The sequence below is a fragment of the Thermostichus sp. MS-CIW-40 genome, assembly GCF_054058315.1.
Window position 1 is genome coordinate 1 of the sequence record NZ_JBSSAC010000021.1, and the last position, 16,656, is coordinate 16,656.

Genomic DNA, 16,656 nt, shown 5'->3' on the forward strand with positions numbered 1-16,656 from the left:
TGAACCACCCGTGTCAGCCCGGATGGCCTGTGGATCGAACTGCACGGGCGGTCGGAAGCAGGAACCCGCCGAGACGACTGCGCAAGGAGCCATCCGTGCGTAGCGTGGTAGGAATCTCCGGCCTTCAGGCCGGGGAGGATGTCAAACGAACGACACTTGCTTTCTGAGCCACTAACCTTGTAGAAAGACAAGGGCGAAAGGGCGGCTTTGATGCGGCGGCGCATTCTACAGCTTTGCATCCTCGGCTGGACGATGCTCCTCGTCCTGGCAGTGGGGGGCAGGGGATCCCTGCTGGTTCCCCGCTTTTTTGGCATTGAAGCCCTGCAAGCCCAGGCTCAAACTCAAGCCGGAGAACTGCCGCAGCCGATGCGGCTCAAACTCCCCCCCGGCCTGGATCGCTACGCCTACGACAAGGCGGTGGGAGACTACTTTGAGGAAATCGAGCCGCTTTTGCCAGGTGGAGCCTATGCCCAGTGGGCCTTCTATCCCGTCCCTATCTACATCCAAGGGGATCACCCCCAGTGGAAGGCCTCCGTGGAGCAAGCGGTGAAGGAGTGGTCGGCCTACATCCCGCTCAAGGTGGTGGCCAAAGAGGAGGAGGCTTTCTACGGGATGAGCATTTACCGCGTTCCTCCTATTGGCGGCGGGGTGGCTGGGGCGGCCCGCCCGGAGTTTTTCTTCGCCTCCGATGGCTCTTTGCAGCAGCGGGTGCGCATCGTCATTGCAGAAGGACAGGGGTTGGCCGAAATAACGGCGGTGGCCCGACACGAGATCGGGCATGGGCTGGGGCTGTGGGGCCATAGCCCGAACCTGCGGGATCTGATGTATGGCGGACACCATGCGGCGGCTACCGGCAATCGGCGGGTGTTGCGGGTGCCCAACATTACCAAGCGGGATCTCAACACCCTCAAGCGCGTCTACGAGCAGCCCACCCTCAGCGGGCAGGTCTTTCCAGAGAGCTATCGCCGCCTGTTTGGCCAGCTTCTGCAGGAAAAGCCGCTGCCCGAGAGAGCTCTTGGATTGCCGCTAGCTAGAGCTGCAGGAGTTGCGACACCCCCTTGAGCGCCATAGCTAGGAGAAAAAAGAGCAACTGGGTGGCAACAATGCTGGGGCCGGAGGGCAGGTTGAAGGTTGCCGAGGCGATCATCCCCAGCACCGCGCTCAGTCCCCCAATACCTATGGCCAGCAGCACATAGGTTGTAAAGCGGGATCCCAAAAGCCTTGCCGTCGAGGCCGGGATGACCACAAAAGCGCTCACCAGCAACACCCCCACCGAGCGAATCGCCAGGGCCACCACCAAAGCCAGCAACACCACAAAGGCCAGCCGCTGCCAGCCCACCTGAACCCCTCGTGCCCGCGCCAGCGGCTCATCCAAGGTAAGCAACATCTGGGAGGGCAAAGTCAATCCCACATAGGCCAAGCCGATGAGCAAGAGGATCCCGCTCGTCCACAGGGCCGCTGGGCTGATCCCCAAAATGTCCCCGAACAGCAACTGGTTGAGGTTGCCCCGATAGCCGGGCAGCAAGCTGAGGGCGATAACGGCCAGCGCCAAAGAGGAAGAGTAGATGATGTTCAGCACCGCATCCGCCGACAGTTGAGTGCGCTCCAAGACAAAGGTGACGCCCAAAGCAAATCCCACCCCAAACACCATCAACACCACGGTGGGATCCAGCCCCAGCAGCACTCCCAAAACAATCCCCAGCAGAGCCGAATGCCCCAGGGCATCGCTAAAAAACGACAGTTGCCGCAAGATGACAAAGCTGCCCAGCAGCCCGCCCGTCATGCCGGTGAGGATCCCGCCCAGCATGGCCCGCTGCATAAAGGGCAACTGCAACAGCTCCACCACCTGCGCCCAGCCTTCCGACATCTCTTTGTCTCTCAGTGACGGTGGATGTAGCGGGCAAAATAGTGCTCCGCACCGCTGTCGCGAACAGGCCCATAAACGCGGCTCAACACTTCTGGTGCCAAAGCCACCTGGGGGGATCCCTGGCAGATGAGGGATTGGTTGAGGCACAGCACGCGGTCGCAATAGCAAGACACCATTTCCAGATCATGGGAGATCTGCAAAATGGCCCAGCCCAGAGATTGGCGCAGCTCTTCCAAGAGCCGGTAAAACTCCCCCTCGCTGAGCGTATCTAAGCCTGCCGGTGCCTCGTCGAGGATAAGCAACCGCCGCGGCCAAGCCAAGCAATAGGCCAACAGCACCCGTTTCAGCTCCCCGCCGCTGAGCTGGCCCAAAGCCTTAGAGGACAGGTGGGATGCGCCGACCCGTTCCAACGCCTCTTTCACCGCCTGCCGCCGAGCAGAGCGCTGCTGCCAGGGCCAGCGGGGTTGCAACGCCCCCCAACCCAAAGCCACAAACTCCTCCACCACCATGGGAAGCCCAGGATTGAACTGAAAACGCTGGGGCACGTAAGCCACCTGCTGCCGCACTGACGGGGGCAAATAGCCGGACAGGCGCACCGGCTCTCCCAGAATCCAAACCGAGCCGCACTGCCGCGGCAGGATCCCCAAAATCGCCTGTACCAAGGTACTTTTGCCGGCTCCATTGGGGCCAACAACCGCCGTATGGGATCCCGCCCTCAGCTCAAATGACACATTCTGTACTGCCAAGCGGGATCCCCGATAGACCGTCAGCCCCTCCACGCGAAGGACAACCTCGCCGGTCACCGCCCCCTCGCCAGTAGTTGTTCCAGCGAACCTTGCCCAAGCCAGGGCAGCTCCAGCGGCACAAAGGCCGTCTCCTTCTCAAAGGCCGAGATCAGATTATCCACGTTCTGCCGCATGATGGTCAGGTAATATTCCGGCTCGATCCCCTCAGGGCCGGCAGTCTCGATGGGATCGAAAACCCGCACTTCCACCCCCAAATCCCTGGCCAAGATCTGGAAGGGGTTGTTGTCTCCCACCTGAGGTTCCACCAAGATGGTCTTCAGGCCCGACTCCCGCACCGTCTCCATCACCCGTCGCACATCTTCTGGAGAAGGATTGGCCTCTGGGATCTCCACCAAGAACTCGGCTTTGAGGTTGTAGCGCTCGGCAAAATAGGGGGCAAAGTCGTGGAAGACCACAAAGCTTCTTCCGGCAAAGGGAGCTAGCCGAGCGGCAATCTCCTCATCCAAAGCCTTGAGCTTCTCGATAAAAGCAGCCGCATTGGCCCGGTAGATCTCCGCCCCTGCCGGATCCGCAGCGATTAAGCCGTCGCGGATGTTTTCCACCTGCTGAATAGCCCGCCTGGGATCCAGCCAAATGTGGGGGTTAAACTCGCCGTGGCTGTGCCCATGAGAGTGGCCATGGCCATGCCCGTGAGAATGGCCGTGACTGTGTCCATGAGAGTGTCCATGGCCGTGACCGTGGGAGTGCCCATGCTCTGGCTCCTCAGCCCGCAAAGTTGGGATCCCTTCGCTGCTGTCGATGGTCAGCAATTGGGGATTTGCGGCATTGGCGATCAACCCCTCCAGGAAAGTTTCCATTCCCAGCCCATTGATTACCAACACATCCGCCTGAGCCAGCAAACGAACCTCCTCAGGTCGAGCCTGAAAATCGTGCGGCCCCATCTGAGGGGGAAGGAGTGGCGTGACTTCTGCCCGATCCCCGGCCACAGCACGGGTAAATTGCGTTATCGGCAAAATCGTGGTCACCACCTTTGGGGGGCTGGATCCCTGCTGGGCCCGGGACTCTTCTTGGCGCATCTGCAGGCTTCCCAGAATCCCGACCGAGAGGGCGGCCAGCAGCGAGACCAGCGATCGCACCGGTCGAGCCGAACGGATAGAGTTAGCTTGATCAGTCATGAGCCTGAATACCTCACAAGACAACAGAGACAGCAGAGCTGGAAGCAACTGACTTCCCAAAAGCCAAGGCCCTCTGCCGCAGCATCGAAAACATGCTCACCAGACCGTTGCTCCTGGAAGGGCTAAGGCTGAAATTGAGGCCCATCTCCCGCACAAACTCTGGGGAAACCCCCAAAATCTCTTCCGGCGCTAGGCCACTTAGCCCCTCCACCACAATGGCCACCAAACCCTTGACCAACTGAGCATCGGCATCCCCTTGGATGTAGACCTTGCCCTCCCTAAACTCAGTGGCCAGCCACACCCGCGAAGCGCAACCTCTGACTAGGTTCTCCTCCTTCCTCTCCGCTTCGGGAAAGGGTGGCAGGTGCTTGGCATAGGCTAGGAGAAGCTCATACTTCTGCCGCGAGGTCTTGGCCTTCTGGAAGCGATTGACAATTTGCTGCAGAGCTGCGGGCATCCCTCAGCTTGTCTAGAGTGAGAATGATAATCAAACTCATCATAACACCCCCACTCAGCGAGGGCGCAGGGGCACCTGCAAACTTTTGGGACTGTCGTTACCGAAGCGAGCGATAGCCGCCACTTACTCCCCGTGGTGAGAGGACCAGTTGCCAAAGTTGGCTGGCCCGGGCCTTGAAGCTACCGGCACTCATCAGGAGATAGAGCCGCCACATGCGGCGAAAGCGCTCATCGTAGCGGTCGGCTAATTTTGGCCATGCCTGCTCGAAATTGGCGTGCCAGGCTTTTAAGGTGGCCACGTAATTGATCCCAAAATTGTGCCAGTCTTCCAGCACAAATAAGCCCTCAAAGGCTGCAGTAATCAGATGAGGCGAGGGCAGCATCGAGTTGGGGAAAATGTAGCGCTCAATCCAGGGATCCCGCCCCTGGTAGGCCACGTTGCTGCCGATGGTGTGCAGAAGAAACAAGCCATTGTCGTTCAACAAGCGGCGGGCTACCTGCATAAACGTTCGGTAGTTTCGGTAGCCAACATGTTCAAACATGCCGACAGAAAGGATGCGATCAAACTTTCCCTGGGTCTGGCGATAGTCTTCTAACCGAATCTCGACCGGCAGGCCGCGGCAGCGTTCGCTGGCCAGTTTGGCTTGCTCTTTGGAAACAGTAATCCCCACAACCTGCACCCCGTAGCGTTCGGCCAGGTACTGGGCTGTGCCGCCCCAGCCACAGCCGATGTCGAGCACCCGCATGCCGGGTTGGAGTTCCAGCTTGCGGGCAATGAGGTCAAGCTTAGCTTCTTGGGCTTCATCCAGAGTTTGCGCGCCCCCATCCCAATACGCACAGCTGTAGATCATGCGGCGATCCAGCATGGCCTCATAGAGATCGTTGCCAATGTCGTAGTGGCGCTGGCCAATGACGAATGCCCCCTTGCCCCGCTGGCGGTTGATGAGGCAACTGTCCAACCCAAGCAAGGGCTGAGTTAGCCAACCCACCTGCTGCGGTGCCTGGGCAGTTAGGAGACGACAAACTAACTCATCAATGGCCTCGCAATCCCACCAGCCCTCCATGTAGGCCTCGCCAAAGCCCAGGGATCCATAGAGCAGGCAGCGCAGGTAGAGCCGCTCGTCGTGAACTTGAATATCCCAGGGCTGTGAGCCATTGAGGGTTATACCGGCAGCATCCAGAACTCGAAGCGCATGCTGACGCGCCAGCCAGCGCAAGCTGTTGAGTCCTTTCCCCATCCCTAGGGAGCCCTCACTGCAGGGAAACTGACTCAACAAATACACCCCAAGGTGGCAAGGGATCCAACAAGTTTCCAATTTCTAGGGATCCCCCCGAAGGGGGAACACTTCGACCTACAAAAGTCTAGATTCAAGCGCTTGCTTGAACTGTTTCCAATTCCTATGGATCTCCCAAAGAAGGAAAGAAATAGCTTCAAAGCCAGACCCTAAGCTCCAGAGCGCCCACAAGCTGTCAATCCTCACCCTAAGCTTGTGACAAACTTAGAAAGTCGACCTCTACCTAGCTCAACTCCGGCTCCGCAGCCCAGAGCTTGGGCAACAGAGCAGACGAGCAAGCGGCTTGCAGGTAGCCCTGGATGGTGGTTGGATAGTCCTAAAAAGCAGCTCGCAGCTTAAGGTCGTGCTGTATTTAGGATAGCTGAGGGTACTCGTGCAGTTTACTGCCCGGCACCTCCAAACTGCCTTGCCAGTCGATAGCAACGCACGACTCCTCAAATACCCCAAGCTCCAACTTAGGTTAATTACCGTCGTCGATAGCTGCGCCGGCGTTGACCCACAGCCAAAAGGTCGCTAACAACGCAGTCGGCAAGAAATCGTAGAGCGGGTAGGTGGCTACAGCACGCCCCATGCCCACATAGGTAACCAAAGTAACGGCGATGCTGTACCCAAGGCAGCAGAAGCGGAAACGCTGGAAGCGACGTAGCTTGTTGCTCACTGCGCCCGTGGGCTGCCAAGGCATGAGGTTGCCGGTGGCCAAGTCCCAAAGGGCAAAAGCGTGAGCCCAGCTATAGACGACGGGCAAACGCAGCGCATACAGGCCCCAACGGGCTCGGTGCCAGAACGGCATGACGGCAAAGGTGTAAATAAACGCGGGCAGCACAAAGACCGGGTTGTACCAATGGACGTTCTGCGGAAAGAACCACGCCATCACCAACGGGTGCAGGGGCGTCAGCAGCACTGCTGCGGCCGTGCAGAGGTAGTAGAGCATCCCGCCGAAGTAGTTGAGGCGCACCATCGTCGGTATGGGCGATAGCCAAAAGCGACGCGAGAAGCACAGAGACAGACTGCCACAAGCCCAGCGGTACTGCTGGGCAAAGTACGCCGGCATCTGGTCAGGACAGAGGCCCTTGGACAAAATCAGCGGAATGTAGCGAATCCGCCAGCCGTGGCGCAAGAGCTGAAAGCCCGTATTGACGTCTTCCGAGTGGCGTATCTGGTAAAACCCGCCCACGCTCTCCAACGCCTTGCGCCGGTACAGGGCGCTGGTACCGCAGCAGATGGCCCCACCCCAGGTGTCCCGCACCGTCTGCACCACCCGGTAAAAGAGCTCCTGCACATAGGCAGCGCCACGGGCCAAACGGTTGAGGCGGGGGTCACGACTGTCGAAGTACTGTGGCGTCTGCAGAATGGCCAGCCGGGGGTCGGCCCGCAGGTACGGCGCCGTCTGCCGCAGAAAGTCCGGCGCCACCGCAAAGTCCGCATCCAAAACCAAAATATAGTCCCCACCGCCGCCTTCGGCCAGCGCACTGTACGTAAACCCGTATTTGAGGTTGCCCGCCTTGGCCATGTGGCCCCGGTCGGGTCGACTCAAGTAGATAAACCCGTAGCGCTCTGCCAGCTTGCGCACCTCAGGACGTCCCCGGTCGTCCAAACAGTACAAGCGCAAACGGTCTCGCGGCCACTTCAGGCGCGCCGCGTGGGCAAACGTATTCTCCAAAACGGCCAAGTCCTCACCGCAGTTGGGCACGAATACGTCCACCCGCTCGGCTCCGTTGGCGTATCGCCGAAGCAACCGCTCCTGCTCGCTCAACCGAAACGGTCGCGCCACCAGCGTCACGGCGTAGGAGAAGGCCAGCCACCAACTGTAAGTGGCAATGTAGAGCCAGTAAATAGCTAGCCAAGGTGCTTGGGCGGCAAACAGCACGGAAGCGGTCAGCAGCCCTGCTAAGGACAGGAAATTGTACAACGCTAGGGCGGCTTTATGAGTCTTGACATAGGCGTAGCGCTCCGCGTAGTCGGGGGGTTTAGGCAGATACATATACAGCGAAAAAATATGCAGCAAAGTTTGCCCGCAGCTTGACCTGGGACAGAACTCGATAAGTGTGCAAATTTGTCGCTGGCTAACCAATAGCGCCGTTTAGTCTGGCCAGACGCTTCAGTATGGTGTCCAGCTCTTGCATCTGCTCATGCAACGTGAGCGCGTCTTCCAAGAGAAAGTGCTCAATCGTCATCAGCAGCTCGCCACCTTTTACGTAGGAGTGACAGGGAACCAGTCAGACCATAGGCAGCCGTTCGCCACGTCGGTAGGGAGTTTCCAATTTCTAGGGATACCCCCGAAGGGGGAACGTTCAAATGATCACGATCACACGCGCACAGATGCCGCCGCGTTTCCAATTTCTAGGGATCCCCCCGAAGGGGGAACCTATTGTTACAAGGATGAGTTGCCGTGTCTCTACGCAGAATGGTTTCCAATTTCTAGGGATCCCCCCCAAGGGGGAACCAGATTCATCCGGCAGCACCTGATTTCGAACAGCTTGCGTGTTTCCAATTTCTAGGGATCCCCCCGAAGGGGGAACTTCCACGGAAAACTTGCCGGTTGCCGTCCACCGCAATCGGAGGGTTTCCAATTTCTAGGGATCCCCCCGAAGGGGGAACATGAACTGGATCCCGACTTCGTACCTGATGAGTACGAAGTTTCCAATTTCTAGGGATCCCCCCGAAGGGGGAACAAAATATGGCTACCGCTGTGTTCTATGGGGTTCCAGGTAAGTTTCCAATTTCTAGGGATCCCCCCGAAGGGGGAACCTTCACGGATCGCGAGCTGGATGACATCGAAGATATGTATCTCGAGTTTCCAATTTCTAGGGATCCCCCCGAAGGGGGAACACCTTACACGGTTACCTTTACCACCCCCATTACTAGTTTCCATTTTCTAGGGATCCCCCCGAAGGGGGAACACTTGGATGTTTGTGACTATCCAGGTGATATGCCTATTGCTGTTTCCAATTTCTAGGGATCCCCCCGAAGGGGGAACAACAACGTACCCATTTCACCTGATTGTCAGGTGGAAATTGCAGTTTCCAATTTCTAGGGATCCCCCCGAAGGGGGAACAGGAACTAGGAGAATACGAGGATAAGGGATCCATTCTAGCTTTCCAATTTCTAGGGATCCCCCCGAAGGGGGAACTCCTTATATATATGGAACTACCCTACCTTAGAGGTAGGGACCTTTCCAATTTCTAGGGATCCCCCCGAAGGGGGAACAAGTTGTCCAAGTAAGAGTAGAGAACTTCCTTAAAGTGTTTCCAATTTCTAGGGATCCCCCCGAAGGGGGAACTTGCCTTTTCGATACCTTTGTCCAGTTTGGTGTTTTTGGGTTTCCAATTTCTAGGGATCCCCCCGAAGGGGGAACTCCAGATGAAGTACACCAAACAGCAGGTTCTACGGTCGTTTCCAATTTCTAGGGATCCCCCCGAAGGGGGAACTTGTCTATGTACCACACCTTAAGGGCGTTCAGTTCACTAAGAGGTTTCCAATTTCTAGGGATCCCCCCGAAGGGGGAACTGCGAACTGCAGTATTGACATCCTCCGCACTACGCGCTTTCCAATTTCTAGGGATCCCCCCGAAGGGGGAACTATGGCTATAATGAAAAGCTAATATGGTATTGGCAAAGCTTTCCAATTTCTAGGGATCCCCCCGAAGGGGGAACGCGAATGGCTGGAGCTCGAGAAAGCGCGGCAACGCGCCCCTTTCCAATTTCTAGGGATCCCCCCGAAGGGGGAACATGGGATCCCCCTTACCACCCACCGACACGGTTGCCGCCTTTCCAATTTCTAGGGATCCCCCCGAAGGGGGAACTCCACCCCTATTAAACCCAAGCAGGGCAAGGAATGCAAGGCCCATTTGCGAGGGATCCGGAAAAAAGTCGGCAAAAAGAGTTTTGGCGAGGGGGTTTTGGGGCCGGAAAGCCTTGTGGCGCAAGGCGTCGAGGGATCGAACGAAAGAATCGGCCTTTGCGGCTTTTGGCGGATCGCTCGCGGAGGCGTTGATACCGTTTTGGTGTTCTTTTGGAAACATCGAGATCTAGACAAGGGCAGTAGGGCCCTGAGTCCACTGATGAGCCAACCTCAGCCAATCTAGCCGCGCAGGCGACCGGAGCGCAGGATGCTGATGACGAGCCACAGCCCCAACAGGCTGGCCGCGCCGAAGAGGAGTTCGCTCAGCCCAAAGACCTGGAAGCGCTGCGTCTGAGCCGAGATGATGGCAGCTCCGACGATCAGAGAGCCGACCACAATGCTGTAGGAAAGGCGGTTGGCCGACTGATCCAGGCTGCTGCGGATCCCGTCCAGCTCTTGGATGGTCAAGTTCCAGCGCTGGGTTTCCGACGTGATGCGGCTGAGCAGCAGCTCCATCTGGCGCGGCGATTGCAGAGAGAGATTTTTCAAATCCAAAGCCGTGCGCAGCAGCGAAGGCAGAGGGGCCTCCCCCAGCAATTGCGCCCGAAACACATCCGCCATCAGGGGGCGAAGCTGCTCCGGCAGGTTGTAGTCGGGGGTGAGCTGGCGGGCGATCCCTTCCAAATTGGCCAGCGCCTTGGCACAGAGGCCCAAATTGCCGGGAATGCGGATCTGGTTGCGCCGGGCCGCCTGCAGGATCTCGGAAAAGAGCTGGCTGAAGTTGAGTTCCGCAATGCTCAGGGTGTAGTACTGCCGCAGAAGGCGCTCGTAGTCGCTTTGGAGCTGGGCCAAGCTGACAGTCTGATCCCGCGAGCGGGCCGTGGATCTTTCCGGCAGGGCCAACTCCAGGGTCAATTCGGCACAGCGCTGGGCATCGAGGCTGACAATGGCCAGCATCAGCTCCAGCAGAATCTGCTGCGTACGCGGATCCAGCCGCCCAATCATGCCGCAATCCAGCAGGGCTACGCGACCGGATCCCAAGTAAAAGAGGTTGCCGGGATGGGGATCGGCGTGGAAATAGCCATCAATGCAGATCTGCTGGAAAAAAGCGCGGGTCAAGAGGCGGGCGATGTTTTCCGGGTCCGCGTCGCTGCGATCCGCCTCCAACAGGGGCCGGCCCTCGATCCACTCCAGCGTCAACACCTTTGGGGTGGTGAGAGGCCAATGGATGCGCGGCACCACCAGTTGGGCCGGATCAAACCAACGCCCCCTTTGCAACTGTTGGCGGAGCTGCTCGGTGTGGCGGGCCTCTTGGGTAAAGTCCAGCTCTGCTTGAATGGCCCGGCAGAACTCATCCGCCAAGGCCACCACATCTGCCAACCTGCCGAACTCCGTTTGCGCCACCAGCTCGGCAATGCCCCGGATTAGCCGCGTATCCCGCTCCACCACCGCCTCCAGCCCGGGCCGCTGGATCTTGAGGGCCACCCACTCGCCGCTGACCAGACAAGCCCGATGGACCTGGGCAATGGATCCCGCCGCAACCGACTCTGTGTCCAGGCTGCTGAACACCTGCTCCAACGGCTGCCGCAACTGCTGCCGCAGCAGGATCTCCACCGCATTCCAGGGAACAGGAGGTACGTCGGCCTGTAGGGTGCTGAGGGCCTCGATGTACTCTCGCGGCAACAGGTCCGGACGGGTGCTCAGCAGCTGGCCCAGCTTGACATAGACCGGCCCCAGATCCACCAAAATGTTGCGCAGCACCATTGGGGGGGGCAGTTGGGGTTCCCCAGCCTTGCCAAAAGAGAGCAAGCGGCGCATGTAGTCCCAACCGTGGCGCAAAACCACCTCCAGGATCTCGGCCTGACGCGCCCCACTCTGGGCCAGACGGGCAAACATCGCAGTCTCTCTCCCTGGAAGTCCAATGGCAGAGAAGCCCGATCCCTAGAAAAAGGGGATAGGGGCCACCCTACGGGTTCCATCCCAGCCGGTTTGCAGCCCCTCCCGCAACACCCGCAGCACCTCATCGGTATCGGCATTGGGCTGGGCAAAGGAGAAAACATGCTTGAAGCGCAGTTTGCCCTCCCGATCCACAACGAACTGGGCCGGCAGGGGTGCTCCCAAAGCTTGGCCAACCCCATAGAGGCGGAAGGTTTTACATTCGGGATCCACCAGCAGCGGGTAAGGCAGCTGCAGGTCTGCTTGAATCTGCTGGCTTTGAACCGGATCGGTGCTGGTGACCATCAGCAGCTCCGCCCCCAGAGCTTGGATCTCCCTGTAGCGGGCTTTCAGCTCTTGGATGTGGGGGTAGCAAAAAGGGCAAAAAAGCTTTTCGGTGAAGATACGAGTAAAAGCCAGAACCACCGGCTTTTGGCCGCGGTAGTCCGATAGCCGCACGGGATCCCCTTGCACGCGCGGCAGCTCAAAATCGGGGGCAATCTGGCCGATTTCCAGAGAAGTGTTGGCTGGTTGGGGGATGAAGTTGTCGGCAAAGCGACGGTTAAACAGTCCGCTGTTGCTGGTCATTGCAGTTTTTTACGTTTCTTTACTACTTGCCACCAGCCTAACCCAAAGCCTCGGCCACTGCCTTCAGCCGTCGGAGCTGGGCCCGCATATCCTGCTGGGTCGGCCCTGCTGCCAACAGGTAAAACCCTGCCGCCACCCAGGGATTGGGGATGCGGAAGTCGAAGCAATTGACCAGGAGGGTACCCTCCGGCTGGGGATGGCACTCCCAGCGGTCGGTTCCTTCAAAAAACCCCTCAAACTGCCACTGCACCAAGCCTTCTGCCCGCTCTGTAATCACGCAATCCAAGCTGGGGGATACAAACGGCAAGCGAAGGAAAAAGCGGTAGCGGCTGCCCAATTCCGCCAGAGGGGATCCCACCGCCTCACAGCCCAACAGCGGGTTGAGCCAGCGCTTCATCAACTCCAGGTCGGTGAGGCAGCGATCCACCTGGGCCACGCTGGCCGCAATCGGAATTGACTGGGTATAGATGGGCATCCTCAGGGGAAAGTTGGGGGAGCGAGCTTGGCCGCAGAGAGGTCTTCTGCCGTGGCAGAGGGGGATACGGTGCTCAGCAAGATCAAGATATCGCGGTATTCCACCTGATCCGGCCCGCGACGGGGGGATCCCACTTGCACCACCGCCTGTTGGAGAGGCTTTTTGGGGTGGGGGGGAGACTCGAACACCAAGGTGCGGATCCCATTGGCCTGCTCGATGTCCGAGAGGATGTCCCAGCCCCGGCCCCACAGGGTGCGGCGATAGTAGGCGGCAATCGCCTCCAGAGGCTGAGAGGTCTGCAAGATCAGGGAGGCAAGGCCCCCCTCTCGATCCCGAATCTGTCCCGAAGAGATGATGGAAGCGTTGGGCAACTGCAAGTGACGGGGAAACTGGGGGGGAAGAGCGCGGGTATCCCCCAGGGAAGCCTCAAAATGCGTGCCATCTTTGCCGATGTGACGCCGCACGGGATCCTGATCCACTTCTTGAGCAACCGGATCAGGCATCTTGCGGCAGGCCACGAGGGATCCCGCCAACAGCCCCAGGGTTAGCCGAGTAAGAATAGGCAAAGAACTTGGCCCCACTGACGTGAACCGCTCAAGACGGGGATTTTTTCTCATCCGTTGGCCAGGGATCCCTGACTGGTTATAGCGGATCCCGCCTTTGGATACAACCAATCTCCCTTTCTGGGCCAAGTTCCAGAGCAGCCATCATTCGTCGAGCCAGGGCTGACAACTGCACACCAGGTGGCGATCCCCGTAGGCGTTGTCGATGCGGCTGACGCTGGGCCAGAACTTGTGGGCCTTGACCCAAGGGAGCGGGTAGGCGGCCAGCGAGCGAGGATAGGGGCGATCCCAGTGGTCGGCAGCCACCACCTCGACGGTGTGGGGGGCCAGCTTGAGGGGATTGCGCACCGGATCCATCTCGCCTCGCTCAATGGCGGCAATCTCCTGGCGGATGGCAATCATCGCCTCGCAGAAGCGATCCAGCTCCTCCAGAGATTCGCTCTCGGTGGGCTCCACCATCATTGTCCCCGGCACCGGCCAGGAGATGGTGGGGGCGTGGAAGCCATAGTCCATCAGGCGCTTGGCCACATCTTCCACCTCGATGCCGGCGCTTTTTTTCAGGGGGCGCAAATCCAAAATACACTCGTGGGCCACCCACCCCCCCGGCCCCTTGTAGAGCACCGGGTAGTAGGGATCCAACCGCTTGGCGATGTAGTTGGCGTTGAGGATGGCCACTTGGCTGGCCAGGGTGAGGCCGGCGGATCCCATAAGGCGAATGTAGGCCCAGGAGATGGGCAAAATGCTGGCACTGCCCCACGGGGCAGCGCTGACGGGGCCGTTACAGCCGGGCAAAACAGGATGGCCAGGCAAATAGGGCACAAGGTGGCGGGCCACGGCAATGGGCCCTACCCCCGGCCCACCTCCCCCATGGGGAATGCAGAAGGTCTTGTGCAGGTTGAGGTGGCAGACATCGGCCCCCAGCTCGGCAGGACGGCAGAGGCCCACCTGAGCGTTGAGGTTGGCCCCATCCATGTACACCTGTCCCCCCGCCTCGTGGATTATCTGGCAAATCTCGCGGATCCCTTCCTCAAACACACCGTGGGTAGAAGGGTAGGTGATCATCAAGGCGGCCAGCCGCTCCCCGTGCTGCTCCACCTTGGCCCGCAGATCCTCAATGTCGATATTGCCGGCTTCATCACAAGCTACGCTCACCACCTGCATCCCCGCCATCACGGCGCTGGCCGGGTTGGTTCCGTGGGCCGAGGTGGGGATCAAGCACACCTGCCGCCGGCTTTCCCCTCTGGCTTGGTGGTAGCGGCGGATAGCCAACAGGCCGGCATATTCCCCCTGAGATCCGGCGTTGGGCTGCAGAGAAACTCCGGCAAAACCGGTGATCTCCGCCAGCATCTTTTCCAACTGGGCAAAAAGGGCTTGATAGCCACGGGCCTGCTCCAGGGGCACAAAAGGATGGAGCTGGGCAAACTCCGGCCAGGTAACCGGCATCATCTCCACCGTGGCGTTCAGCTTCATGGTGCAAGAGCCCAAGGGGATCATGGAATGGGTGAGAGCCAGATCCCGGCTTTGCAGGCGGTGGATATAGCGCAGCAGCTCAGTTTCCGAGTGGTAACGGTTAAATACCGGGTGAGTGAGGTAGGGTGTGGCGCGCAGAAGCTGAGGCGGCAAGCTCTGGCCCAAATCCGGCCCTGGGCTGTCGGGATCCCAAGCTGGCGGTAAGGACTCCGTTCCGCTGCGGGGAAGGGTTCCGGCGAAGATCTCCCACAGATCCCGCAGATCCTGAGTGGTGGTGGCCTCATCCAAGCTGATCCCCAGCGTCCGGTCATCGATCTGACGTAGGTTGATCTGTCGCTGGGCAGCGCCGGCCTGGATCGCCTGCACCTGCTCTGGAGAAGCTACCTTGACCCAGAAGGTATCGAAGAAATGCTCGGGCCCCACCTCATAGCCCAACTGACGGATCCCGGTGGCCAAGTGATGGGCCTGGCGGTGGATGCGCTCGGCTATGTGTCGCAAGCCGCGGGGGCCGTGGTAGACGGCATACATAGAAGCCATCACCGCCAAAAGCACCTGGGCAGTGCAGATGTTGCTGGTGGCCTTGTCCCGCCGGATGTGCTGCTCGCGGGTCTGCAACGCCAAGCGCAGGGCTGGCTTGCCTTGAGCATCCTGAGAAATCCCCACCAGCCGTCCTGGCAGCAGCCGCTTGTGGGCCTCGCGGGTGGCGAAGTAAGCCGCATGGGGGCCGCCATAGCCCAAAGGCACGCCGAAGCGCTGGGTGGATCCCACCACGATGTCCGCTCCCCACTCTCCTGGGGGTTGCAATAGGGTTAAGCTGAGCAGGTCGGCAGCCACCGCCACCACCATCCCCTTCTGGTGAGCCTGCTCCACCAACTGCCGGTAGTCCCGGATTTCCCCAAAGGTGTTGGGATATTGCAACAGCAGCCCAAAGCCCTTCTCCGGGCAAAACTCCGCCAGATCCGTCACGCGCACCTGGATCCCCAAGGGCTCTGCCCGCGTCTGCACCACGGCAATCGTCTGGGGATGACAGCCCCGATCCACCCAGAAAACTGGGGATCCCCTGCCTGCCAAGGTGTAGGCAAGAGCCATGGCTTCGGCGGCTGCGGTGGCCTCGTCCAGCAGGGAAGCATTGGCGATCTCCATCCCCGTCAGGTCGATCACCATCGTCTGGAAGTTGAGCAGGGCTTCCAACCGTCCCTGGGCAATCTCAGCTTGGTAGGGGGTGTAGGGGGTGTACCAGGCAGGGTTTTCCAGGATGTTGCGCTGAATCACCGGTGGCGTCAGGGTGTTGGAATAGCCCATGCCCAAAAAGGAGCGCCACACCTGGTTCTGGGCCGCCATTGCCTGCAGTTCCGCCAACACCTGCTGCTCAGGGCAAGGGGATCCCAATTGCAAAGGCTGGCTGCTGCGAATGGCCGGCGGCACCGCCTTCTCCACCAGCTCCTGCAGCGAACTCAGCTCCAACACTTGCAACATCTGCCCAATTTGCCGGGCATCCGGCCCAATGTGCCGTCTGAGAAAGAGTTCGGTCTGCCCCAGCAACTCCAGCTCCGGAGAAGGCGTGGGTTGTGGGATCCCTGGAGATGGATCCCGGCTTGGGGGGTCAAGTCGAGTCGAGTGGAGAAGGGCCAAGTCGGACATGGTGCGATAGCCGAGAAAGGGAGAGCAAGAAAGACTGTCTCCTGATCATAGTTGTTAAAAATTGTTTCTGTCGGGATCCAAATCCTGTCTTGGCCTTCGATTCGGGGTAGAGGGGATGAGACACTAGATGGTCGGAGAATGCTAGCGACCTATACATACAGATGAGCCTTTTGGATTCTGCTTGGAGAAGTGATGCTATGCGTTGGCTGCTGTCCATCTTGGTTCGTGTGGTGTTAGTGCTCTGTCTGTGCTTCGCTCCTTTGGGGATCCCTGTTGTGGCCAGGGCCGCAGAGCTTCCCCCGGTAAAGCACTTGGACACTCCGATTGACGTGAACAACACCATCTTGCGCAACTACCGCCAACTGCCCGGCTTCTATCCCACCCTAGCTCGCATCCTGGTGAAAAATGCCCCCTACAAGAGCCTGGAAGACATGTTGCAGATCTCAGGCCTGACAGAGCAGCAAAAGGCCCTGATCAAAGCCAACGCCGAGAACTTCGTGTTTGGCGAGTATCAGGAAGGGGCTAACCAACTGGAAAACCGCATCAACCAAGGGTACTACGGCTGATCTCGGCAGAGGGGCCATCGGGAGAATCGGCTTTTGTAG

13 protein-coding genes and 1 CRISPR repeat array are annotated in these 16,656 nt (G+C 59.2%); of the genes, 2 read left to right on the forward strand and 11 right to left on the reverse strand.

From position 1 onward, the window contains the following. Window positions 1-210: 210 nt before the first annotated feature. A complete protein-coding gene (locus ACVWXF_RS08110; RefSeq protein WP_457474118.1) occupies window positions 211-1,062 on the forward strand; it encodes a hypothetical protein in 852 nt (283 codons plus the stop codon). Here ACVWXF_RS08110 and ACVWXF_RS08115 read toward each other — a convergent pair. From ACVWXF_RS08115 to gcvP, 11 genes are all read right to left on the reverse strand, one after another. Continuing rightward, window positions 1,031-1,867, reverse strand: coding sequence for a metal ABC transporter permease (locus ACVWXF_RS08115; protein WP_457474119.1), 837 nt, complete (start codon window positions 1,865-1,867; stop codon window positions 1,031-1,033). The genes ACVWXF_RS08110 and ACVWXF_RS08115 overlap by 32 nt on opposite strands. 11 nt (window positions 1,868-1,878) lie before the next feature. Next, on the reverse strand, window positions 1,879-2,670 hold the full coding sequence (locus tag ACVWXF_RS08120) for a metal ABC transporter ATP-binding protein (protein WP_457474120.1): 792 nt from the start codon (window positions 2,668-2,670) through the stop codon (window positions 1,879-1,881). Continuing rightward, a complete protein-coding gene (locus tag ACVWXF_RS08125) occupies window positions 2,667-3,788 on the reverse strand; it encodes a metal ABC transporter solute-binding protein, Zn/Mn family (RefSeq protein WP_414355392.1) in 1,122 nt (373 codons plus the stop codon). Before ACVWXF_RS08125 ends, ACVWXF_RS08120 begins: the two co-directional genes overlap by 4 nt. 13 nt (window positions 3,789-3,801) lie before the next feature. Next, window positions 3,802-4,245 carry a SufE family protein gene (locus ACVWXF_RS08130; protein WP_457474121.1) on the reverse strand — a complete coding sequence of 148 codons (444 nt, stop codon included), beginning with the start codon at window positions 4,243-4,245 and terminating at the stop codon, window positions 3,802-3,804. Between the two features lie 97 nt (window positions 4,246-4,342). Continuing rightward, window positions 4,343-5,482: a cyclopropane fatty acyl phospholipid synthase gene (gene cfa, locus ACVWXF_RS08135; RefSeq protein ID WP_457474122.1), complete on the reverse strand. Its 1,140-nt coding sequence runs from the start codon at window positions 5,480-5,482 to the stop codon at window positions 4,343-4,345. 517 nt (window positions 5,483-5,999) lie between these two features. Continuing rightward, window positions 6,000-7,520 (reverse strand): glycosyltransferase family 2 protein, encoded by a 1,521-nt coding sequence (locus tag ACVWXF_RS08140; RefSeq protein WP_457474123.1) that lies wholly within the window; start codon window positions 7,518-7,520, stop codon window positions 6,000-6,002. A gap of 272 nt (window positions 7,521-7,792) precedes the next feature. After that, a CRISPR array of direct repeats spans window positions 7,793-9,342; the repeat unit is 37 nt; unit sequence GTTTCCAATTTCTAGGGATCCCCCCGAAGGGGGAACT. A gap of 277 nt (window positions 9,343-9,619) precedes the next feature. Continuing rightward, complete coding sequence (locus ACVWXF_RS08145; protein ID WP_414349926.1) at window positions 9,620-11,275, reverse strand: ABC1 kinase family protein; 1,656 nt, start codon at window positions 11,273-11,275, stop codon at window positions 9,620-9,622. A 45-nt stretch (window positions 11,276-11,320) separates the two neighbouring features. Beyond that, the gene (locus ACVWXF_RS08150) at window positions 11,321-11,902 is read right to left on the reverse strand and encodes a peroxiredoxin family protein (protein WP_414332206.1); all 582 of its coding nucleotides are present in this window, start codon (window positions 11,900-11,902) and stop codon (window positions 11,321-11,323) included. Window positions 11,903-11,939: 37 nt separating this feature from the next. After that, the gene (locus ACVWXF_RS08155) at window positions 11,940-12,377 is read right to left on the reverse strand and encodes an SRPBCC family protein (protein WP_457474124.1); all 438 of its coding nucleotides are present in this window, start codon (window positions 12,375-12,377) and stop codon (window positions 11,940-11,942) included. Window positions 12,378-12,379: 2 nt separating this feature from the next. Continuing rightward, window positions 12,380-12,943, reverse strand: a complete 564-nt coding sequence (locus tag ACVWXF_RS08160; protein WP_457474125.1) for a hypothetical protein — start codon at window positions 12,941-12,943, stop codon at window positions 12,380-12,382. A gap of 141 nt (window positions 12,944-13,084) precedes the next feature. Beyond that, window positions 13,085-16,051, reverse strand: coding sequence for an aminomethyl-transferring glycine dehydrogenase (gene gcvP, locus ACVWXF_RS08165; RefSeq protein WP_457474126.1), 2,967 nt, complete (start codon window positions 16,049-16,051; stop codon window positions 13,085-13,087). Window positions 16,052-16,248: 197 nt separating this feature from the next. Between gcvP and psbU the strand changes: the two genes are divergently transcribed. Further along, window positions 16,249-16,617, forward strand: coding sequence for a photosystem II complex extrinsic protein PsbU (psbU, locus tag ACVWXF_RS08170; RefSeq protein WP_041436072.1), 369 nt, complete (start codon window positions 16,249-16,251; stop codon window positions 16,615-16,617). Window positions 16,618-16,656: the final 39 nt, after the last annotated feature.